Below are 20379 nucleotides of genomic sequence, written 5' to 3' on the forward strand. Positions count from 1 at the left end.
CCAATGTATCGCAACTCTGAGTTGCGATACATTGATCCTGTCAGCCGCCTTCGAATATCGCAACTTGGAGTTGCAATGCAGTCCGAGCAGTCCACCGGCAGGCCGGTCGGCCGCGGCGCCAAAGTACGCGCTGCCGTTCACGCCGCCACGCTCGCCGAGCTCGTGGACAAGGGGTATGCCGCGTTGACCGTCGAGAACATCGCCCAGCGTGCCGGAGTCCACAAGACGACGGTGTACCGGCGGTGGAAGGATCGAGAGAGCCTGCTCACCGACGCGCTGGCCGAGCACATGGCGATGGACATACCCGTCCCTGACACCGGAGCGGTCGAGACTGACCTGCGTGCGCTGGCGCGCTCGCTCGCCCAGGCGTTCACCAGTCCGACCGGGCAGGCCATCCTTGCCGCCATGGTCACGGGGGCGTCCCGTCTTCCGGAGATCGCCGCGGCCCGGCGTCACGTGTTCGACGACCGGCTCGCCAGAGCCGAACCGGTGGTCACGCGCGCCATCGCGCGCGGCGAACTCCCCAGGGACACCGAGCCCGCCGAGCTGTTGAAGACCTTGGCCGCGCCGATCTACCTGCGCCTGCTCATTACCGCCGAACCGGTTGACGAGGCGACCGCCGACCAGGCGGTGCGCGTCACGCTCGCCGCCGCACGCGCCGGCGCCCTACGGTCGGCGCGCGACCGCGAGTCGGCTACCGGGTGAGGAGGCCTATGCCGAGAATGCCGACCGATGGCTGCTCCAGCAGCGCGTCACGACGGTCCGGCCCCGAGCGATCGCCCTGCGCCACCCCGACGGGACAGAAGTTCATCGCTTGATGAATTTTTTCCCGGATAGGCATTCCCTCACCCCGCTCCGCGATGCACACTTCTGGCAAACAGGATGAGACGCACCGCTGATGGCAAGGGGAACGCCAGATGACGACCGCTCGCGAACCGCTCGCACTCCCGTTCGCCGTCATCGACGCTGGCATGCTCGCCGACGTCGGCGGCAAGGCGGCCAACCTGGGCGAACTGACCGCGGCGGGCCTGCCCGTCCCTCCCGGATGCTGTCTGACCACCGAGGCCTACCACCGGGTCGCCGAGGGCACCGCGCTCAAGGATGTCATCGCCGAACTCGCCACCACCGACGCCACGGACACCGCGGCACTCGCCGGGCTGGCGGGCAGGGCCAGGGCGCTGCTGCTCGACGCGCCCGTTCCCGACGAGGTGCGTGCGGCCGTCGACGAGTCCTACGCGCGTCTCGGCGACCGGGCGCCCGTGGCCGTGCGGTCGTCGGCGACGGCCGAGGACCTGCCGTACGCGAGCTTCGCCGGCCAGCAGGACACCTACCTCAACGTCGTCGGCCCCGAGGCGGTGCGCGACGCGGTCCGCAGGTGCTGGGCCTCGCTGTGGACCGACAGAGCCGTGGCCTACCGGGCCTCCAACGGCATCGACCACGCGGCGGTCAGGCTCGCGGTGGTCCTGCAGCGGATGGTGGACGCCGAGGTGGCGGGCGTGATGTTCACGGCGAACCCGGTGACGGGCCGCCGCCACGAGGCCGTCATCGACGCCGCCCCCGGCCTGGGCGAGGCCGTGGTGTCAGGAGCGGTCAACCCGGACAGGTTCGTCGTCGACGCGGCGACCGGACAGATCACCGAACGCCGGATCGGCGACAAGCGAGTCTCGATCCGCCCCCTACCGGGCGGCGGCACCGAGCGCACAGAGCACACCGGGCGCACCGAAGGCACCGGGGGCACCGAACGCGCCGGCCACACCGAAGGTACCGGGAACACCGAAGGCACCGCGGGTATCAAAAGCACCGAGCGCACCGAGCCCACCGAGCCCACCGAGCGCACCGAGCGCTCCGAGATGCGCGATGCACAACAAGCGCAACAGGCATGCCTCACCGACGACCAGGTGCGCGACCTGGCCGCGCTCGGGCGCAGGGTGGAGGAGCACTACGGCTCGCCGCAGGACACCGAGTGGGCGATCGACGCCGACGACGTCCTCTGGCTCACCCAGGCCAGGCCCATCACCACGCTCTACCCCCTGCCCGAGACGAACGAGACAGCCAGGGACGGCCTGCGCGTCTACTTCTCCGTCAACGTCGCGCAGGGCGTGATGCGCCCGTTCACGCCGATGGGCCTGGCGGCGTTCAAGGTGATCAGCGGGGGAGCGGCGGCGATGGCGGGCCACCCGCCGACCGACCCGCTGGCAGGGGCGGGGATCGTGGTCCAGGCCGGCCAGCGGCTGTTCCTCGACATCACCGCCGCCGTCCGCAGCAAGGCGGGACGGCTGATCCTGCCCAGGGCGCTCGCGTTCGGCGAGGCACGCGCGGGCGTGGTGTTCGAGCAGGTCGCCGAGGATCCGCGGCTCTCGCTCACCACCACCTCCCTGCGCCCCTTCCTCCGTACGGCGGCACGCGTCGCCAGGCGGGTCGGCGCGCCCAAGCGGGTGGCGCTCGCGCTGGCCAGACCGCAGGCGGCGCTCGACTACACCAGGCGGCTGGGCAAGGCGATCGAGGCCAGACTGCGCATCGACCAGGGCGCGAGCGCCGAGCAGCGGCTCGACCACGCCGAACGCTGCCTGCGCGGCACGTTCCCGACGATCTTCTCGATCATGCCGATCGCGGTCGTGGGCTACGCGGGCTTCGGCCTGGCGGGCCGCCTGTCGGGCGCGAAGGGGGAGCAGTTGCAGGCCGTCCTGCGCAGCCTGCCGAACAACCCCACCACCGAGATGGACCTCGAACTGTGGCGGCTGGCCACGGAGATCGGCGCCGACCCCGAGGCGGCCGAACCGTTCAGAACGCAGCGGGTGGGCGAGCTGGCGGCCCGCTACGCGCGCGGCGAGCTGAAGGCGCAGCGCGCAATCGACCGCTTCCTGGCCCGCTACGGCCACCGCGGCGTCGCCGAGATCGACCTCGGCATGCCGCGCTGGTCCGACGAGCCCGCGCACATCCTCGGCGTGCTGGCCAACTACCTGCGGCTGGACGGCGACGACCTGACGCCCGACGAGATGTTCGCCAGGGGCGCGCAGGAGGCCGAGCGGGCGGTCAGGACGATCGTCGCCATGGCGGCGGCCAGGGGCAGGTGGCGCGGCCGGCTGGCGGCGTTCGGGCTGCGCAGGACCAGGCTGTTCGGCGGCCTGCGCGAGCTGCCGAAGTACTACATGGTGGAAGTCCTCGCCGCGGTACGGCGCAGCATGCGCGTCGTGGGGGAGGAACTGGTGGCCAAGGGCGTCCTCGACACCGCCGACGACGTCTACTTCCTCGACTTCCGCGAGACCCGCGCGGCGCTCGGCGGCGGGTACCTCGGCGCGTTGGTGGCCGAGCGGCGGGCGGCCTACGAGCAGGAGGTGCGCCGCCGCCACGTGCCCAGGGTGCTGCTGTCCGACGGCACCGAGCCCGAGGCGCTCGCCGTCAGGGCGGCGGCCGAGGAGGGCGCGCTGACCGGCACCCCCGCCTCGGCGGGCACCGTCACCGGGCCCGCCAGGGTGGTGCTCGACCCGGTCGGCGCGCACCTGGAGCCCGGCGAGATCCTCGTGGCGCCCTCCACCGACCCCGGCTGGACGCCGCTGTTCCTGACGGCGGGCGGGCTGGTGATGGAGATGGGCGGCTCGATGTCGCACGGCGCGGTGGTGGCCAGGGAGTACGGGATCCCCGCGGTGGTCGGCGTTGCCGACGCCACCCACGAGATCGTCACCGGGCAGACGATCACCGTGGACGGCTCGGCGGGCGTCATCTCGATCGCCGAGTGGCGGTCAGGAGCCGAGTGACGGTCAGGAGACGAGTGATGGTCAGGAGACGAGTGATGGTCAGGAGACGGTGGCCGTGATGAGCGAGGCGAAGCGCTCCTTCATCGTGGCCACCACGGCGTCGGGGTCGGCGGCCCACACGTCGGCGTTGAAGATCTCCACCTCCACGTCGCCGTCGTACCCCGCCGCCCGCACCGCCCTGGTGATCGGCGCGAAGTCGATCACCCCGTCGCCCATCATCCCCCTGCCCAGCAGCACGTCCGCGGGCAGCGGCTGCAGGAAGTCGCACACCTGGTAGGAGGCGATCCGCGCCCCCGCTCGGGCGATCTGCTCGTACACCGCCGGATCCCACCACACGTGGAAGGTGTCGACCACGACCCCCACCAGCTCCGGCGGGTACGGCTCGGCCAGGTCGAGCGCCTGGCCCAGCGTGGACAGCACCGCCCGGTCCGCGCAGTACATCGGGTGCAGCGGCTCCAGCGCCAGCCGTACCCCACGCTCGCCCGCGTAGGGGGCCAGCACGGTCAGCGCCTCGGCCACCCGCTCCCGCGCCCCCGCCAGATCACGGGAGAACCCCTCGGCTGGCGGCTGACCCGCCGGGACGCCCGGCAGGCCGCCGACGACCATCACCAGGCAGGCCGCGCCCAGCTCGGCCGCCTCGTCGACGGCCCGCCGGTTGTCGGCCATGGCCTCGGCCGAGCCGTCGGTCAGGAAGCCGCCCCTGCACAGCGACGACACCCGCAGGCCCGCGTCGCCGACGAGCTTGACCGTCTCGGCCAGCCCCTGCGCCGCCACCTCCTGCCGCCACAGGCCGATGGCCTCCACGCCATGCCGTACGCAGCCCTCGACGGCCTCGGCCACCGTCCACCGCTTGGTGGTCCACTGGTTGAGAGACAGCCTCACAGCCCGTTCACCGCCAGCAGCGCCCGCATCCGCCGTACGGCCAGCTCCTGGTCGGCCAGCAGCCCGGCCCGGTCGGCCAGCGTGAACACCTCGCACAGGTGGGGCAGCGACCTGGCCGCCTGGGCGCCGTTGACCATGGCGAAGGCGTCCTGGTGGCCGTTGAGCCAGGCCAGGAAGACGATGCCGGTCTTGTAGTTGTACGTCGGCGTCTCGAAGATCTTGCGCGACAGCGGCACGGTCGGCGCGAGGATCTCGTCGTAGTGGGCCAGCAGCCGGTTACGTGCCTCGGGGGTGCAGGCGGCCTCGGCGGAGTCGAGCACCTGCAGGGCGGCGGCCGCCGCGGGGGCGATCGCGTCGAAGATGCCCAGCAGCGCGTGCGAGCCCGTCCTGATCAGCGACGGGTAGTTGAAGTCGTCGCCGGTGTAGAGCCTGACCCCCTCGGGCAGGGCGGCGCGCAGCGCCACCTCGTGCGCCTCGTCCAGGAGCGACACCTTGACGCCGTCGACCATCGGGGCGTGGGCGTGGACGAGCTCGAGGAACGACTCGGTGGCCCTGGCCACCTCGCGCGAGCCCCAGTATCCGGCCAGCTGCGGGTCGAACATCTCGCCCAGCCAGTGCAGGACGACCGGCCGGTCGGCGACCGCGAACAGCTTGCCGTACACACGGTGGTAGTCGGCCGGTCCCGTGGCGAGGCGGGCGAGCTGGCGCGAGGCCATCACGATCACGCCCGCGCCCGCGGCCTGCACGGTCTCGATCTGCTCGGTGTAGGCGGCGGTGATCGCGTCGAGCGTGTCGGCGCCGGGCGCGTGGTCGGTGCCCGCGCCGCAGGCCACCAGGTCGGCGGGGTCGCCGAAGGAGCGGGCCTCGGCGGCGCTGCGCCTGATCAGCTCGCGGGTGGCCGCCCAGTCCAGGCCCATGTTGCGCTGGGCGGTGTCCATGGCATCGGCGACGCGCAGGCCGTACGACCACAGGTGCCTGCGGAAACGCAGGGTGGCGTCCCAGTCGACCGCGGCGGGGGAGCCGGGCGTGTTGTCGCCCATCGGGTCGGCGACCACGTGCGCCGCCGCGTAGACGACGCGGCTCGTGGCGGGCCCGTCGACGGCCGGCCAGGTGACCGGGTCGCTCAGCGTGTAGGGGCCGCCGGGCAGCTCGATCCTCACAGCTCCTCCATCGCGATCCTGCGGCCCTCGGCCGAGCTGCGCAGGCCGAGCTCGGCCAGCCGTACGCCGCGCGCGCCCGAGGCGAAGTCGTAGGGGAAGGGCGCGTCCTCCATGACGTGCCTGACGAACAGCTCCCACTGGATCTTGAAGCCGTTGTCGAAGTCGGCGTTGTCAGGCACCTCCTGCCAGTCGTCGCGGAAGCGCGCGGTGACGGGCAGGTCGGGGTTCCAGACCGGCTTGGGGGTGGTGGCGCGGCTCTGGACGCGGCAGTTGCGCAGGCCCGCGACGGCGCTGCCGTGCGTGCCGTCGACCTGGAACTCCACCAGCTCGTCGCGGTTGACGCGGACCGTCCAGGAGGAGTTGATCTGCGCGATGACGCCGCCGGCCAGCTCGAAGATGCCGTAGGCGGCGTCGTCGGCCGTCGCCTCGTACGGCCGGCCCTGCTCGTCGACCCTGGTCGGGATGTGCGTGACGGCCTTGGCGTAGACCGATTCGACCTCGCCGAACAGGTTCTCCAGCACGTAGTGCCAGTGCGGGAACATGTCGAGGATGATGCCGCCGCCGTCCTGGGCCCGGTAGTTCCACGAGGGCCGCTGGGCGCTCTGCCAGTCGCCCTCAAACACCCAGTAGCCGAACTCGCCGCGCACCGAGAGGATCTTGCCGAAGAAGCCGCCGTCGATCAGCCGCTTCAGCTTGAGCAGGCCCGGCAGGAACAGCTTGTCCTGCACGACGCCGTTCTTGACGCCCTTGGCCCTGGCGGCCTCGGCGAGCGCCACGGCCTCGTCGTAGGACTCGGCGGTGGGCTTTTCGGCGTAGACGTGTTTGCCCGCCTCGATCGCCTTCAGCACCGCCTTGACGCGCGCCTGCGTGATCTGGGCGTCGAAGTAGACGTCGGCCTGCTCGATCGCCGCGTCGAGGTCGGTGGTGTAGTCGGCGATGCCGTGCCTGGCGGCGAGGTCGGCCAGCTTGGCCTCGCTGCGGCCCACGAGGATCGGCCGCAGCATGACCCTGCCGCCGTCGGAGAGGGTCACGCCGCCCTGCTCGTTGATGGCCAGGACCGACCTGACCAGGTGCTGGCGGTAGCCCATCCGGCCGGTGACGCCGTTCATCGCGACACTGATCGTGCGCACGCTCATGTGACCACTCCTCAGGAAAGCGCTTTCCAAATGACCGTACGGCGGCGAGAGCCAGGCCGTCAAGCGGCTTAGACTTCGCCCTTGGTCTCGAGGCGGTCGAGCGCCTTGGCCAGCGGGCGGCCCACGAGGCCGAGCTGCCACTCACGGGCGCCCAGCGAGCGCAGCCGCTCGACGACCGAGCCCTCGGAGATCTCGGCGGGCGGTTCCCAGGTGAGCCTGCGCACCGCGTCGGGCTGCAGGAGGTTCTCCGTCGGCATGCGGTGCTCGTCGGCCAGCGCGGCCACCACCGAGCGGGCCGCGGCCAGCCGCTTGGCGGCGGCCGGATCGCGGTCGGGCCAGCGGTTGGCGGGGGGCGGGCCGTCGCCCGGCGTGCTCGGCGCCGGCAGGTCGGAGTCGGGCAGCGTGCGGGCGCGGTGCACGGCGTCGAGCCAGGCCGCCATGTGGCGGCGGGCGGCCCGCCCGGTGAAGGCGGTGATGTCGGTCAGCGCCTTCTTGGTGCGCGGCATCTCCAGCGCCGCGGTGATGATGGCCGCGTCGGGCAGCACCCTGCCGGGCGCGATGTCGCCGTCGCGGGCGATCTGGTCGCGCATGGTCCACAGCTCGCGCACGATCGCCAGCGACCTGACGTTGCGCACCTTGTGGATGCCGGAGGTGCGCCGCCACGGGTCGGAGCGCGGCGCGGGCGGCGGCGTGGCGAGCACCGTGGCGAACTCCTCGCGCGCCCACTCCAGCTTCCCGCTGTCGGCCAGCTCGTCGTGGAGCACGTCACGCAGCTCGACCAGCACCTCGACGTCGAGCGCCGCGTAGCGCAGCCAGTCTTCCGGCAGCGGCCTGGTCGACCAGTCGGCCGCCGAGTGCCCCTTCTCCAGGCGCAGCCCGAGCACGGTCTCGACCATCGTGCCGAGCCCCACCCGCTCGTAGCCGAGGAGCCTGCCCGCCAGCTCCGTGTCGAACATCCGCCGCGGCCTGAACCCGATCTCGGCCAGGCACGGCAGGTCCTGAGAGGCGGCGTGCAGCACGATCTCGGCGTCGGCCACGGCCGCGTCGAGCTCCGACAGGTCGGGGCAGGCGATCGGGTCGATCAGCGCGCTGCCGGCGCCCTCGCGGCGCAACTGCACCAGATAGGCCCTGCCGCCGTAGCGGTAGCCAGAGGCGCGCTCGGCGTCGACCGCCACGGGGCCGCTGCCCTGGGCGAACTTCTCGACCACCCGGGTCAGCTCCTCCTGCGAGGCGATGACGGGCGGGATCCCCTCCCGCGGCTCGAGAAGGGGGACGACGGTGTTCGCCTCGCTCTGGAGGTCTCCTCCTGCGGCCCTGCTGGTCTCACTGCGTTCGGTCACGGCCTGGTGGACTCCGGATCTTCGCGTCGGCGCGGCATCGTGGCCACGTCAGGTGGTAGCGGTGGAATGCCGGCCGCCAGGCACATCAGATCGCACCAGGCGGCGACATGGCCAGACAGATCCTCCTCGGCGGGAGACCACGAGGCCCGCAGCTCCAGCTCGGTGGAGACGGGCTCGTCGGCCTTGTCGCCGAACCCCTCGGAGACGGCGCGGGTCACCGTGCCACCCGCCGCGCGGTAGCCCGCCTCACGGGAGTCGAGCGCCTCGGTCAGCCAGCTCCACACGACGGGACCCAGCAGCGGATCGGAGGTGATCTCCGGCTCCATGTCGGCCCTGACGTAGGCGACCAGGCGGAACTGCCCCTCCCAGCCGCGCTGCCCCTCGGGGTCGAACAGCAGGATCAGCCTGCCCACCGCCAGCTCTTCGTCTTCACGATAGACCGACGCGCCGATGGCCGCCGAGAACGGCGCCAGCCGCTGGGGGGCGGGCAGGTCCTCCAGCTCGATCTCCGGCCTGACCTCGGCCGCGCGCAGGCTCTCGACCGCCCGCCGGAAAGCGGCGGGGGCCGGTGGCGCGTCACCGATGGTCATAGCCGAAGCGTAGGTCGAGGAGGGTCGCATGGGGACCACGGGGGTGCTCATCGGGGCCGATCAAGCCGCGACCATCAGCGGGCGCGGGGCCTGGCAAGCCTGCTCACTGCGGCGCTCGGGGGAACTCCACAACGCGGTCATCGGTACGGAGCCTTTCTTCGGGACGTGGCTCCGACGTTGGCATGCCGCGCTGACAATTCCGCGCAACGCGCTCGGCGTGTCCTGAAAGTGGGGCGGCATTCGATGACGCGCGGTGGATTGGCAAACATTTGGTCCAGTCGAGAGGGGATTTCGGGGTGACCGTGACAAGAACTGTACCCGGACGACGTCGGTGACGGGGCCCGGTCCGCACGGCGCGCCCGCGCTAAAGGGATGAAGTGCTCTAAACCTCTACTTCGACTCCTGATCGTGACTTTAGCCGTGGCGTGCGTATGTTTCCGAATAGCGCCGGTGGAGCGACCGCCACCTGCGCGTGGGACCCTTGAACGGTGAATCTCGACGACTCCGCCTTCCTGCGCGCCTGCCGCCGCCAGCCCGTCCCGCACACCCCCGTGTGGTACATGCGTCAGGCCGGGCGGTCCCTGCCCGAGTACCTCAAGGTGCGCGAGGGCGTGCCCATGCTGACCGCCTGCGAGCGGCCCGAGCTGATCGTCGAGATCACCATGCAGCCGGTCCGCCGCTACGGCGTCGACGCGGCCATCTTCTTCAGCGACATCGTCGTGCCGCTCAGGGCCATCGGCGTCGACCTCGACATCAAGCCGGGCGTCGGGCCGGTCATCGCCGACCCGATCCGCGACCACGCGGGCCTCGAGGTGCTGCGCCCGCTGGAGCCTGACGACGTGCCGTACGTCACCGAGTCGATCGGGGCGCTGGTGGGCGAGCTGGGCGGCACCCCGCTCATCGGGTTCGCCGGAGCGCCCTTCACGCTCGCCTCCTACCTGATCGAGGGCGGGCCGTCCAAGAACCACGACCACACCAAGGCCATGATGTACGGCGAGCCCGCGCTGTGGCATGCGCTCATGGACCGGCTGACCGGCATCGTGACCGAGCACCTCAAGGTCCAGATCAGGGCGGGCGCCTCGGCCATCCAGCTGTTCGACTCGTGGGTGGGGGCGGTCGCGCCCGACGACTACCGCGAGTTCGTCATGCCGTACACCGAGCGGATCTTCGCGGCGGTGCCCGAGGTGCCGCGCATCCACTTCGGCGTGGGCACCGGCGAGCTGCTCGGCGTGCTCGGCGAGGCCGGGCCCGACGTCGTAGGCGTCGACTGGCGGGTGCCGCTCGACGAGGCGGCCCGCCGCGTCGGCCCGGGCAAGGCGCTGCAGGGCAACCTCGACCCCGCCATCCTGCTGGCCCCGTGGGAGGCCGTCGAGCGCAAGGCCAGGCAGATCCTCGAACGCGGGCGCGCCGCCGAGGGCCACGTGTTCAACCTCGGCCATGGGGTGCTGCCCTCGACCGACCCCGACCAGCTGCGCAGGCTCACCGACTTGGTCCACTCCTTCGCCTCAGAGGCGTAGCTGGTCCAGGCTCAGCTTCACGATCAGGGCGGCGACCACGCACAGCAGCGTCGCCCTGATGAAGGCGGCGCCCCTGCGCAGCGCCGTACGGGTGCCGAGCCGGGCGCCGAGCACGTTGCAGGCCGCCATCGCCAGCCCCAGCAGCCAGAACACCTGCCCGTGCGCCGCGAAGACCACCAGCGCGCCCAGGTTGGCGCCGACGTTGACGACCTTCGCCGTCGCCGAGCCCATCACGAAGTCCAGCCCGAGCAGCGCGGTGAGCGTGATGAGGATCAGCGCGCCGGTGCCGGGGCCGACCAGGCCGTTGTAGAACGGCAGGACCACCCCGGCCAGCACGACGGCGGCCACGACGCTGCGCCGCCCCCTCGGCCGCCGCCGCTCCCGCGTGCCCAGGCTCGGCCGGGCGATCACCAGCACCGCCACCAGCGCCAGCATCACCAGCACGAACGGCCTGAACACCGCGGAGGGCAGGAGTCCCGCGGTGAGCGCGCCCGCGGCTGAGAGCGCGACCGCCAGCGCCGTCGCGGGCACCGCGACCCGCGCCTCCAGGCGGACGTTCTTCGCGAAGCCCACCGCCGACACCGCCGTGCCCGAGATGGACGACAACTTGTCGGTGGCCAGCACCGCGGGCGGCGACGCAGTGGGCAGTGCCAGCAGCAGCACGGGCAGCTGGACCAGCCCCCCGCCGCCCACGACCGCGTCCACCCAGCCCGCCGCCAGCGCGACCGCGAGCAGCAACAGGATCAGCTCGATCTCCACCCGTGTTCCCCCATGATCATGGCCCCGTCAGGAAGATCCCAGGTGGCCGTTGGGCGAGCGTTGTGCGACCGTTGGGCGCGTGGAATTCGGGGTGTTAGGGCGGCTGACGGTCCTGCGCGACGGGGAGGCGGTCGAGCTCTCCTCGGCCAAACAGCGCACGCTGCTGGCGGTCCTGCTGGCCGCGGCCGACCGGCCCGTCGCGCCCGACCGGCTCGCCGAGGCCGGGTGGGGCCAGGCGCCCCCTTCGCCCGCCACCCTGCGCTGGCACGTCCACCAGCTGCGGCAGGCGCTCGGCGGCGACCGGCTGACCCGCAGGCCCGACGGCTACCAGCTCGCCGTCCTGCCCGGCGAGCTCGACGCCGCCCGCTTCGAGGAGCTGTGCGCCCGCGCCGCCGACCCCGCCGACCCCGCCGCCGTGGCCGACCTGCTCGGCCAGGCGGCTGCCCTGTGGCGCGGCCCCGCCTACGCCGACGTCTGCGGCGCCGACTCGATCGGCGTCGAGTCGACCGGAGTCGAATCGGTCCGCGTCGAGGCCACGCGGCTGGAGGAACTGCGGCTGGTCGCCGCCGAACGCAGGGCGCGGGCCCTGCTGGAGCTGGGCCTGCCCGACGAGGCGGCCGTCGAGCTGCGCGCGCGCCTGGCCGCGCACCCGCTGCGCGAGCGGCTCAGGGAGCTGCTGATGCGCGCGCTGCACCAGGCCGGGCGGCGCGCCGACGCGCTGCGCGTCTACCGGGAGGGCCGCGACCTGCTGGTGGGCGAGCTCGGCGTCGAACCCGGCAGCGCCCTGCGCGACCTGCACACCGAGATCCTCAGGGAGGAGAGCCCGGCCGCCGCCGTACGCCCCGCGCAGCTGCCGCCCGACGTCTTCCCCTTCGCCGGCAGGCAGGCCGAGCTGGCCGTCCTCGACGGCCTCGTGGAGGGCCGCGGCGGGGCGCGGGTGGCGGCGATCGGCGGGGTGGGCGGCGTCGGCAAGACCGGCCTGGCCGTGCGCTGGGCGCACCGCGTGGCCGCCCGCTTCCCCGACGGCCTGCTCTACGCAGACCTCGGCGGCCGGGACCCCGCGGAGGTGCTCGAACGCTTCCTGTCCGCGCTCGGCGTCCTGCGGGTGCCCGAGGGGCTCGACCAGCGCGCGGCCCTGTTCCGCGGCCTCACCAGGGACCGGCGGCTGCTCGTCCTGCTCGACAACGCCGACTGCTCGGCCCAGGTCGCGCCGCTGCTGCCCGGCTCGCCCGGCTGCTTCACGCTGGTCACGGGGCGCAGCAGGTTCGAGGAGCTGATCGCCGAGACGGGCGCCAGGTTCGTGCCCCTCGACATCCTTCCGGTACGGCAGGCCGCCGCCCTCCTCGGCAGGCTGGCAGGCGTCGACCCCGACGAGGCCGAAGCCCTCGCCGGCCTGTGCGACCGGCTGCCCCTCGCCCTGCGCATCGCCGGAGCCCGCCTGGTGGCCAGGAGCGGATGGACCCCTCGGCGCCTGGCCACCCGGCTGGCCGAGGAACGGCGCAGGCTCGACGAACTACGCGCCGGTGACCTCGATGTGCGGGCCAGCTTCGAGGTGAGCCACCGCGACCTGCGCGAGCGGGAACGGACCCTGTTCGAGCGCCTCGGCCTGCTCGCCGCCCCCGACTTCGCGCCGTGGACCGCCGCCGCCCTGGCCGACCGCCCGCTCGGCGAGGCGGCCGACCTGCTGGAGCGGCTGGCCGAGGCCCAGCTCGTCCAGCCGCTCGGCTTCGACGTCGCGGGACAGGAACGCTACCGCTTCCACGACCTGATCAGGATCTTCGCCAGGGAACGGGCGCTGGCGTCGATGAGCGCCGTCGAGCGCGGGGCCGCGCTCGACAGGGTGTTCGGCGGCCTGCTGGCGCTGGGGGAGGAGGCCTACCTGCGGGAGTACGCGGGCGGCTTCAGGCTCGCGCACGGCGGCGCGGCCCGCTGGCGCCTGGACGGCCAGGCGCTGCCCGACGACCCGATGGCCTGGCTGGCGGCCGAGCGGGCCACCCTGCCCGCCGCCGTCCGCCAGGCCGCCGACCTGGGCAGGGTCGGTCACTGCTGGGAGCTCGCGCTGCTCGGCGTCAGGCTCTACGAGCTCAACGGCAACCTGTCGGACTGGCACGCCACCTCGACGATCGGGCTGGAGCTGTGCCAGGCCCACGGCGACGCGTACGGCACGGCGGCCATGCTCGCCTCGCTCGGCTCGCTCGACCTGTTCGAGCGGCGTTACGAGCGGGCACAGGAGCGCCTGGAACGGGCGCTGGCGTCGCTGGACGGCCCGTTCAGGGCGCTCGTCATCGGCAACCTCGCCCAGACGGAGAACGCGCTCGGCCGGCCCGAACGCGCGCTGGCCCGCGCGAACGAGGCACGCGACCTCGCCCTGCGCGAAGGCGACCGGGCGACGGAGGGGCACATGCTCGGCCACCTGGCCAGACTCCATCACGCCGCCGGCCGGCACGATACCGCCCAGGCCATCCTGGCCTGGGCGATCACCGTCGCCGAGGGCATCAGGCGGCCGGAGATGGTGATCAAGTACGTCGCCGCCACGCTAGCCGCCGAGCGGGGCGAGCACGAACGCGCCGAGCTGCTGGCCGCGCAGGCGCGCGCCGAGGCGGTCGCCATGGGGGACCGCCGGGTGGAATGCGCCGCCGTGCAGGTCAGGGCGAGGAGCCTGGGGGCGATGGGCCGCCTCGACGAGGCCGTGGCCTGCGCGCGGGCGGCGCTGGAGCTGGCGGTCGCGCAGAGCGACGCGACCGCCGAGGAGCGCAGCGGGCGGCTGCTCGCCGACCTGCGCGGCCGTCAGGACTCGGCAGGGTCGTCCGCAGGCTGAGGGCTCGACGGGTCATCGCCCGCCTCGGTGTGGCCCCGGGCACCGTGTGCGGCGGGCCCGGGCTCGGTGTGGCTCGGCGCTCCGTGGAAGGGCGGGTTGCCGGGATGGGCGGGCGGTGGGCCGCCGTGGAACAGCGGGATGTCGTTGCCGGGGCGGGGACGCGGCGCAACGCCCACGGGCCGGGCGGCGGGACGGCGGGCGCGGCCACGCCGTACCAGGATGAGGATGGCCACGACCACCGGCACGATCAGCACCATCCACGGCAGCAGCACGCCGATCACGGTCAGCAGGATCTTGACGAAGCTCACCAGCGCCGACCAGCCCGCCTTGAGACCGCCGAGGAAGCCCGCGGGCTCGTCCGACGGCTCGACCACCTGCGCCACGGGCCCGATCAGCCGCAGCGTCAGCGTCCCCATGGACACCTGCGAGTTGAGCGCCTTCTGCCTGGCCTGCAGCGACTCCAACTCCGCCTCGCGGGTGGCGATCTCCCGCTCCACCTCGATCACCTGGCCGACCGTGCTCGCCTTGGTGAGCAGCGTGCGCATGGAGGCGAGCGCCTGCTCGGCCGACTTCAGCCGGCTGGCGACGTCGGCCACCTCCTCGGTCACGTCGGTGGTGTTCTGCCGCAGCGACTCCCGCTTGCCGAGTTCCTTGCCCAGCCGGTCGAGCAGCCCCTGGTACGCCGTCGGCGGGATCTTGAAGACCAGCGTGGAGCTGCCCTCGCTGCTCTCGAACGCGTCGGACTGCTCGTTGGCAAGGTAGCCGCCCGCCCCGGTGACCAGCTGCTTGGCCTGCTCGCCCGCCTTGGTGACGTCCTTGGCGCGGACCGTCATCTCCGACACGTAGATGATCGAGCGCTGCTCGGGGGCGATCGTGATCTGCTTGCCGGCCTCCTGCTGGGAGTCCTTGACCGAGGCCGCGCTCTCCTGCTGGGCCCGTGAGGCGGCGGCTGGCGCCCTTCCGCCCGAGTCGCTGATGGAGCTCCCGCCGCCACCGCAACCGGACAGGACGAGCGCGACGCCCGCTGCGGTTAACGCCATGCCGTACCGAAATCTGCTCATATTCGTGAGACGGACCCGGCCCGCGCGATGCCGTCACGAAGTCGTCACGTTCGGCACTCCTCCCGATCACGGAACGCCCCTGGAACCAGAGACGCGCGTCGCGCAGGCTGGAAGCATGCGCACGCTTCCTGAGAGGTTCCACAGGACGTTCTTCCGCACGATGTCACTGCTGCCCGCGCGCGGGCAGGGCCGCTTCCTGCAGCGCTACTTCGACTGGTTCCACCGCAACCCCGACCCGTGGCACCACGCCGTCGACCCCTACGAGGCCGCCAAGTACGACGCCACGCTCCGGCACGCCGGAGGCGGCGACTTCCGCAGGATCCTGGACGTGGGATGCAGCGAGGGCACCTTCACCCTGCTGGCCGCCGACGCCTACCCGGGGGCGGACGTGGTGGGTGTGGACGTCTCCGAGCGCGCCGTCAGGCGGGCGACGGCCAGAGCGAACGGCAGGGCCGTCTTCGCCGCCGTCGACTTCCTCAACCAGGATCCCGGAGGCCGGTTCGACCTGGTCTTCTGCGCCGAGACGCTCTACTACGTGGGCAGGGAGGAACGGCTGCGGCTGGCCTGCGAGCGGCTGCGCTCGTTCCTGTCGCCGCGGGGCACGCTGGTCGTGACGCACCCGTGGCCGGAGGCGCGGCGGCTGCACCGCTTCCTCGACGGCGACCCCGCGCTGCTCAAGATCGGCGAGCACGTCGACGCCGGGCACGAGCGGCCGTTCGCCGTCGGCTCCTACCGTCTCGCGGAGGCGGTGACGTGAGGCGGTAGCGTCAGGAGACGTGGAAGGGCATCAGCGGCATGTAGTGATCGTCGGCGGCGGCATCTCGGGGCTGGCCGCGGCGTGGTTCCTCAGGCAGGGCGGCGGCGAGCGGGTGCGGGTGACCGTACTCGAGGGCGCCCCCAGAGTGGGCGGCAAGCTGCACGCCTCCGAGGTGGCGGGCGTCAGCGTGGACGAGGGCGCGGAGTCGATGCTGGCCAGGCGGCCCGAGGGCATCGAGCTGGCCAGGATGGTCGGGCTGGGCGCCGACCTGGTCGACCCCGGCACCACCCAGGCGGCCGTCTACAGCAGGGGCGCGCTGCGGCCGATGCCGAAGGGCCAGGTCATGGGCGTGCCAGGCGACCTGACCGAGCTGGCCAGATCCGGCATCGTCTCGCCGGGCGGGCTGCTCAGGGTGCCGCTCGACCAGGTGCTGCCCGCGACGCTGGTGCGCACCGACGTGTCCGTCGCCTCCTACATCAGGGCCCGCATGGGCTCCGAGGTCGTCGAACGGCTGGTCGAGCCGCTGCTCGGCGGCGTCTACGCGGGCCGGGCCGACATGCTGTCGCTGGAGGCGACGATGCCCCGCATCGCCGTCGCGGCGCGCTCGGAACGCTCGCTGCTCGGCGCGGTCAGGGACATCGTCCACGAGACCCCGAAGGACGCGGGCCCGGTCTTCGCCGGCCTGCGCGGCGGCCTGGGCAAGCTGCCCGAGGCGGTCGCCAAGGCCTCGGGCGCCGACATCAGGACCGGCGTGACGGTCAGGGAGCTGCGGCGCGCGCAGGACGGCTGGCGCCTGGTCACCGGGCCCGTCCCGCGGCCGGAGATCGTCGAGGCAGACGCGGTGATCGTCGCCGTGCCCGCGACGCCGGCCTCGCGGCTGCTGCGGGAGGAGGTGCCGAAGGCCGCCGCCGAGCTGGCCAGGATCGAGTACTCCAGCATGGCCATCGTCACCCTCGCCTACCCGGCGGCCGCCTTCCCCGAGCCGCCCACCGGCAGCGGCTACCTGGTGCCGCCCGTCGAGGGCCGCGCGGTGAAGGCCGCGACGTTCACCTCGGTCAAGTGGCCGCACCTGGTCGAGTCCGACCCGTCGACCGTCCTGGTGCGCTGCTCCATCGGCCGCATCGGCGAGGAGCAGCTGCTCCAGCGCGACGACGCCGAGCTGGTCTCGCTGGCCACGGCCGAGATGGGCGAGGTCGTGGGCGTGCGGGGGCTGCCGCTCGACAGCCGCGTCAGCAGGTGGGGCGGATCGCTGCCGCAGTACAACGTCGGCCACCTCGACCGCGTGGCCCGCGTCCGCGCGGCCGTGGCCGTCGAGCCTGGGCTGGCGGTCTGCGGCGCGGCCTACGACGGGCTCGGCGTGCCCGCGTGCGTCTCGACCGCCCGTACGGCCGCGGCCCGGATTCTCGACCACCTGGGCGGCAGGGGAGAATGACGGCATGACTGAGGGGACGACCCAGCGGCCCAAGGCCCGCGACCTTAACCAGGTGATCCGCTACACGATGTGGTCGGTGTTCAAAGCCACCGAGCAGTGCCCGAGCAACCGCGAGGGCATGGCCGACGAGGTCAACGAGCTGCTCGAGCAGGCCGCGGGCAAGGACGTCGTGACGCGTGGCTGCTACGACGTGGCGGGCTTCCGCGCCGACGCCGACTACATGTTCTGGTGGCACGCGCCGACCGCCGAGGACCTGCAGGACGTCTACTCGCGCTTCAGGCGCACCACGCTCGGACGGCTGAGCGAGCCGGTCTGGTCGGCGATGGCGCTGCACCGGCCCGCCGAGTTCAACAAGTCGCACATCCCCGCCTTCCTCGCCGAGGAGGAGCCGAGAAACTTCGTGTGCGTCTACCCCTTCGTGCGGTCGCTGGAGTGGTACCTGCTCGACGACGCCGAGCGGCGCACGATGCTCGCCGAGCACGGCATGATGGCCCGCGAGTACCCCGACGTCAGGTCCAACACGGTGGCCTGCTTCGCCCTCAACGACTTCGAGTGGATGCTGGCCTTCGAGGCCGACGAGCTCCACCGGATCGTCGACCTCATGCGGCACCTGCGCGGAGCCGAGGCCAGGCGCCACACCCGGATCGAGGTGCCGTTCTACACTGGGGTTCGCAAGCCGGTGGGCGAGCTGATCACCGCCCTTCCCTGACCTGACTTTGTAAAGGCGCTGTCCTCGCGCCTGGCCGCCTCTCCTTTGCCATAATCACGCCAAATCCCCTGTCCTAGTGAGGCAAAGGGTGGACGAAGGCAGCGGCCTGGCACGCTCCAGGCGTGGGAGGCACGGACGGCGGCGCACGAGGCGGCGCGGGCCGTGGGTGCTGGAGGGGGCGGTCGCCGCGGCGGCGCTGATGGTCGCCGGGCTGGCGGTCGGCAGCGGGGTGTTCGGCCGGGACCGGCCGCAGCAGGCCGCGGGCACCGTGACCGTCGTCCCCCTCACCCCCGCGCCAACCGCGCAGGGCGGGGCCGACAGAGCGGTGGCGAGCACGGCGGCCCCTCCCTCAGCCAAGCGGAAGAAGTCTGAGCACACCGACGCGAAGGCGGCCGAGTACTTCGACAAGCGCTGGGGCGGCGGCGACAAGGCCGCCAAGCGGCTCAAGGACATCCGCAGCGTCGGCGGCTACCTGCGCATCTACACCGACCTGCCCGAGTCGGCGCACAACTCGGCGCAGGCGATCACGCTGTGCGAGCGGGGTCTGGAGTACTTACGGGAGATCGGGGAGGACAAGCCCGTGGTCTTCGTCCAGGCCGAGTTCGGCGAGAACGGCAATCCCGTCCTCGCCAACGTCCTCGGCCCCGGCGACGGCGACTGCCGCGTCACCCACCCCGAGCCCGGCTGAGGTCAGGCCTTGGGCTCCAGCCGTACGGAGATCGAGTTGATGCAGTAGCGGTCGTCGGTGGGCGTCGCGTAGCCCTCGCCGTGGAAGACGTGACCCAGATGGGAGTCGCAGGCGGCGCAGCGGACCTCGGTGCGGACCATCCCGTGGCCGCGGTCCTCGATCAGGACGACCGCCTCCGACTGCGACGGCTCGAAGAAGCTCGGCCACCCGCAGTGCGACTCGAACTTCGCATCGGACCTGAACAGCTCGGCGCCGCAGGCGCGGCAGGAGTAGACGCCCTCGGTCTTGGTGTCGACGTACTCTCCGCTGAAGGGTCGTTCCGTGCCCGCCTCCCTGAGGACGTGATACTCCTCGGGAGTGAGCTGCGAGCGCCATTCGGCCTCACTCTTGACCACCTTGTTCATGCGTCCACCTTATGCGGCGCGGAAGAATCACTTGCGAGAAGCATCCTTCCGGGGGCGTTTCTGCGTCTTTGTCGATGAGGGGGTGTGACTTCACCTCCCTAGAGGGGTGAGACCGCTCGCCGGGGGCCGTCGCCGCTGCGCGGATATGCCCGTACCGCGCGCAGGCGGCCCGTCGAAGCCGGCCGGACGATGCGCCAGCGTCCGGCACGGCGTGAAGGAGGGCGGTCGTCAGGTTCGTCCTGTCGAGTGCTCGGTCCCGCCACCGTGGCACTCCAGGACGGACCCACCCGTTTCGGGGTAGGTTCAGCCCCATGGCGTCGCCTTTCATCGAACTGCAGGTCGGGGACCGTACGGTCAAGGTCACCAATCCCGACAAGGTCTACTTCCCGCAGATCGGAGCCACCAAGCGGGAGCTGGTGGAGTACTACGTCAGCGTGGGGGAGGGCGCCCTGCGGGGGCTCAAGGATCGTCCGACCCACCTGAAACGGCACCCTGACGGCGTCGAGACCGAGGCCATCTACCAGAAGCGGATGCCCGCCAAGCATCCCGACTGGCTGCAGACCGTCACCGTGACCTTCCCCAGCGGGCGCACCGCCGACGCGCTCAAGGTCACCGAGGTGGCCTCGATCGCCTACTGCGCCAACCTCGCCACCCTCGACTTCCACCCGTGGCAGGTGCGGGCCGCCGACGTCGAGCACCCCGACGAGCTGCGCATCGACATCGACCCGCAGCCCGGCCTGGACTTCGACGCGGCCCGCCGTACCGCCTTCCTGGCCCGCGAGGTGATGGCGGAGGCGGGGCTGACCGGCTTCGTGAAGACCTCGGGCAACAGGGGCGTGCACATCGCGGTCAGGATCGAGCCCCGCTGGGACTTCATCGAGGTACGGCACGCGGGCATCGCGCTGGCCAGGGCCATCGAGGACCGCGACCCCGGCCTGGTGACGACCGCCTGGTGGAAGGAGGAGCGCGGCGAGCGGGTGTTCATCGACTTCAACCAGAACGCCAGGGACAGGACCGTCGCCAGCGCCTACTCGGTGCGGGCCAAGCCGCACGCGCCCGTCTCCGCGCCGCTCACCTGGGACGAGCTGGCCGACGCCGAGCCCGGCGACTTCGACATCAGGACCATGCCGGAGCGTTTCGCCATAGTGGGCGACGTGCACGCCGACATCGACGAGCGGGCGTTCTCGATCGAGACGCTGCTGGAGTGGTACGCCAAGGACGAGCGCGGCGACATGCCGTACCCCCCGAACTACCCGAAGATGCCGGGCGAGCCGAAGCGGGTGCAGCCCAGCAAGGCCAGGGATGAGTGACTTGTATCACTTGAATCACATTACTTGACGCCCGGTCCAATAGTTCGGGAGGCTCTCGGAC

General features: G+C 72.3%; 17 protein-coding genes. 9 read left to right on the forward strand and 8 right to left on the reverse strand.

The genetic code is table 11. The annotated features are described in order from the left end of the window. The first annotated feature begins 75 nt into the window (after window positions 1–75). Together ACFXJ8_RS33505 and ACFXJ8_RS33510 are read left to right on the forward strand one after the other, a co-directional pair. Window positions 76–705 carry a TetR/AcrR family transcriptional regulator gene (locus tag ACFXJ8_RS33505; protein WP_379648001.1) on the forward strand — a complete coding sequence of 210 codons (630 nt, stop codon included), beginning with the start codon at window positions 76–78 and terminating at the stop codon, window positions 703–705. Window positions 706–917: 212 nt separating this feature from the next. Continuing rightward, on the forward strand, window positions 918–3755 hold the full coding sequence (locus ACFXJ8_RS33510; protein ID WP_379648002.1) for a PEP/pyruvate-binding domain-containing protein: 2838 nt from the start codon (window positions 918–920) through the stop codon (window positions 3753–3755). A gap of 39 nt (window positions 3756–3794) precedes the next feature. Here ACFXJ8_RS33510 and ACFXJ8_RS33515 read toward each other — a convergent pair whose 3' ends face one another. The 5 genes from ACFXJ8_RS33515 to ACFXJ8_RS33535 form a co-directional block, all read right to left on the reverse strand. Next, a complete protein-coding gene (locus ACFXJ8_RS33515) occupies window positions 3795–4637 on the reverse strand; it encodes a sugar phosphate isomerase/epimerase family protein (RefSeq protein ID WP_379648003.1) in 843 nt (280 codons plus the stop codon). Continuing rightward, window positions 4634–5797: a dihydrodipicolinate synthase family protein gene (locus ACFXJ8_RS33520; protein ID WP_379648004.1), complete on the reverse strand. Its 1164-nt coding sequence runs from the start codon at window positions 5795–5797 to the stop codon at window positions 4634–4636. The genes ACFXJ8_RS33515 and ACFXJ8_RS33520 overlap by 4 nt, the downstream gene beginning before the upstream one ends. Further along, window positions 5794–6933, reverse strand: a complete 1140-nt coding sequence (locus ACFXJ8_RS33525; RefSeq protein ID WP_379648005.1) for a Gfo/Idh/MocA family protein — start codon at window positions 6931–6933, stop codon at window positions 5794–5796. Before ACFXJ8_RS33525 ends, ACFXJ8_RS33520 begins: the two co-directional genes overlap by 4 nt. A 68-nt stretch (window positions 6934–7001) precedes the next feature. Further along, entirely contained in the window at window positions 7002–8273 is a 1272-nt protein-coding gene (locus ACFXJ8_RS33530; protein ID WP_379648006.1) for a ribonuclease D, read from the reverse strand. Continuing rightward, the gene (locus ACFXJ8_RS33535) at window positions 8270–8863 is read right to left on the reverse strand and encodes a DUF3000 domain-containing protein (protein WP_379648007.1); all 594 of its coding nucleotides are present in this window, start codon (window positions 8861–8863) and stop codon (window positions 8270–8272) included. Before ACFXJ8_RS33535 ends, ACFXJ8_RS33530 begins: the two co-directional genes overlap by 4 nt. 488 nt (window positions 8864–9351) lie before the next feature. On the opposite strand from ACFXJ8_RS33535, the gene hemE reads away from it, so the two are divergent. After that, on the forward strand, window positions 9352–10380 hold the full coding sequence (hemE, locus tag ACFXJ8_RS33540) for a uroporphyrinogen decarboxylase (protein WP_379648008.1): 1029 nt from the start codon (window positions 9352–9354) through the stop codon (window positions 10378–10380). Here the strand turns inward: hemE and ACFXJ8_RS33545 are convergent. Then, window positions 10369–11139, reverse strand: a complete 771-nt coding sequence (locus ACFXJ8_RS33545; RefSeq protein WP_379648009.1) for a sulfite exporter TauE/SafE family protein — start codon at window positions 11137–11139, stop codon at window positions 10369–10371. The genes hemE and ACFXJ8_RS33545 overlap by 12 nt on opposite strands. Window positions 11140–11218: 79 nt before the next feature. Here ACFXJ8_RS33545 and ACFXJ8_RS33550 point away from each other — a divergent pair, with 79 nt between their 5' ends. Continuing rightward, complete coding sequence (locus ACFXJ8_RS33550; protein WP_379648010.1) at window positions 11219–13957, forward strand: BTAD domain-containing putative transcriptional regulator; 2739 nt, start codon at window positions 11219–11221, stop codon at window positions 13955–13957. Here the strand turns inward: ACFXJ8_RS33550 and ACFXJ8_RS33555 are convergent. Continuing rightward, the gene (locus tag ACFXJ8_RS33555) at window positions 13927–14997 is read right to left on the reverse strand and encodes a DUF4349 domain-containing protein (protein ID WP_379648011.1); all 1071 of its coding nucleotides are present in this window, start codon (window positions 14995–14997) and stop codon (window positions 13927–13929) included. The genes ACFXJ8_RS33550 and ACFXJ8_RS33555 overlap by 31 nt on opposite strands. A 136-nt stretch (window positions 14998–15133) precedes the next feature. Between ACFXJ8_RS33555 and ACFXJ8_RS33560 the strand changes: the two genes are divergently transcribed. From ACFXJ8_RS33560 to ACFXJ8_RS33575, 4 genes are all read left to right on the forward strand, one after another. Next, window positions 15134–15775, forward strand: a complete 642-nt coding sequence (locus ACFXJ8_RS33560; RefSeq protein WP_379648012.1) for a class I SAM-dependent methyltransferase — start codon at window positions 15134–15136, stop codon at window positions 15773–15775. 19 nt (window positions 15776–15794) lie between these two features. Continuing rightward, the gene (gene hemG, locus ACFXJ8_RS33565) at window positions 15795–17207 is read left to right on the forward strand and encodes a protoporphyrinogen oxidase (RefSeq protein WP_379648013.1); all 1413 of its coding nucleotides are present in this window, start codon (window positions 15795–15797) and stop codon (window positions 17205–17207) included. A 4-nt stretch (window positions 17208–17211) separates the two neighbouring features. Continuing rightward, window positions 17212–17916, forward strand: coding sequence for a hydrogen peroxide-dependent heme synthase (gene hemQ / locus ACFXJ8_RS33570; RefSeq protein ID WP_379648014.1), 705 nt, complete (start codon window positions 17212–17214; stop codon window positions 17914–17916). A gap of 88 nt (window positions 17917–18004) precedes the next feature. Continuing rightward, the gene (locus tag ACFXJ8_RS33575; RefSeq protein WP_379648015.1) at window positions 18005–18604 is read left to right on the forward strand and encodes a hypothetical protein; all 600 of its coding nucleotides are present in this window, start codon (window positions 18005–18007) and stop codon (window positions 18602–18604) included. A gap of 2 nt (window positions 18605–18606) precedes the next feature. On the opposite strand, the gene msrB is transcribed toward ACFXJ8_RS33575, so the two are convergent. Further along, on the reverse strand, window positions 18607–19008 hold the full coding sequence (gene msrB, locus ACFXJ8_RS33580; protein WP_379648016.1) for a peptide-methionine (R)-S-oxide reductase MsrB: 402 nt from the start codon (window positions 19006–19008) through the stop codon (window positions 18607–18609). Between the two features lie 311 nt (window positions 19009–19319). Between msrB and ligD the strand changes: the two genes are divergently transcribed. After that, window positions 19320–20318 carry a non-homologous end-joining DNA ligase gene (gene ligD / locus ACFXJ8_RS33585; RefSeq protein WP_379648017.1) on the forward strand — a complete coding sequence of 333 codons (999 nt, stop codon included), beginning with the start codon at window positions 19320–19322 and terminating at the stop codon, window positions 20316–20318. Window positions 20319–20379 lie beyond the last annotated feature (61 nt).

The organism is Nonomuraea sp. NPDC059194 (genome assembly GCF_042754765.1).
Taxonomy (GTDB): domain Bacteria; phylum Actinomycetota; class Actinomycetes; order Streptosporangiales; family Streptosporangiaceae; genus Nonomuraea.

What these genes read in the sequence shown, in the direction of transcription:
- ACFXJ8_RS33505 (WP_379648001.1), top strand. Translation starts at nt 76, where the DNA reads ATGCAGTCCGAGCAGTCCACCGGCAGGCCGGTCGGCCGCGGCGCCAAA.
- ACFXJ8_RS33535 (WP_379648007.1), bottom strand. Translation starts at nt 8,863, where the DNA reads ATGACCATCGGTGACGCGCCACCGGCCCCCGCCGCTTTCCGGCGGGCG.
- msrB (WP_379648016.1), bottom strand. Translation starts at nt 19,008, where the DNA reads ATGAACAAGGTGGTCAAGAGTGAGGCCGAATGGCGCTCGCAGCTCACT.
- ligD (WP_379648017.1), top strand. Translation starts at nt 19,320, where the DNA reads ATGGCGTCGCCTTTCATCGAACTGCAGGTCGGGGACCGTACGGTCAAG.
- ACFXJ8_RS33525 (WP_379648005.1), bottom strand. Translation starts at nt 6,933, where the DNA reads ATGAGCGTGCGCACGATCAGTGTCGCGATGAACGGCGTCACCGGCCGG.
- ACFXJ8_RS33510 (WP_379648002.1), top strand. Translation starts at nt 918, where the DNA reads ATGACGACCGCTCGCGAACCGCTCGCACTCCCGTTCGCCGTCATCGAC.
- ACFXJ8_RS33555 (WP_379648011.1), bottom strand. Translation starts at nt 14,997, where the DNA reads ATGGCGTTAACCGCAGCGGGCGTCGCGCTCGTCCTGTCCGGTTGCGGT.
- ACFXJ8_RS33560 (WP_379648012.1), top strand. Translation starts at nt 15,134, where the DNA reads ATGCGCACGCTTCCTGAGAGGTTCCACAGGACGTTCTTCCGCACGATG.
- hemQ (WP_379648014.1), top strand. Translation starts at nt 17,212, where the DNA reads ATGACTGAGGGGACGACCCAGCGGCCCAAGGCCCGCGACCTTAACCAG.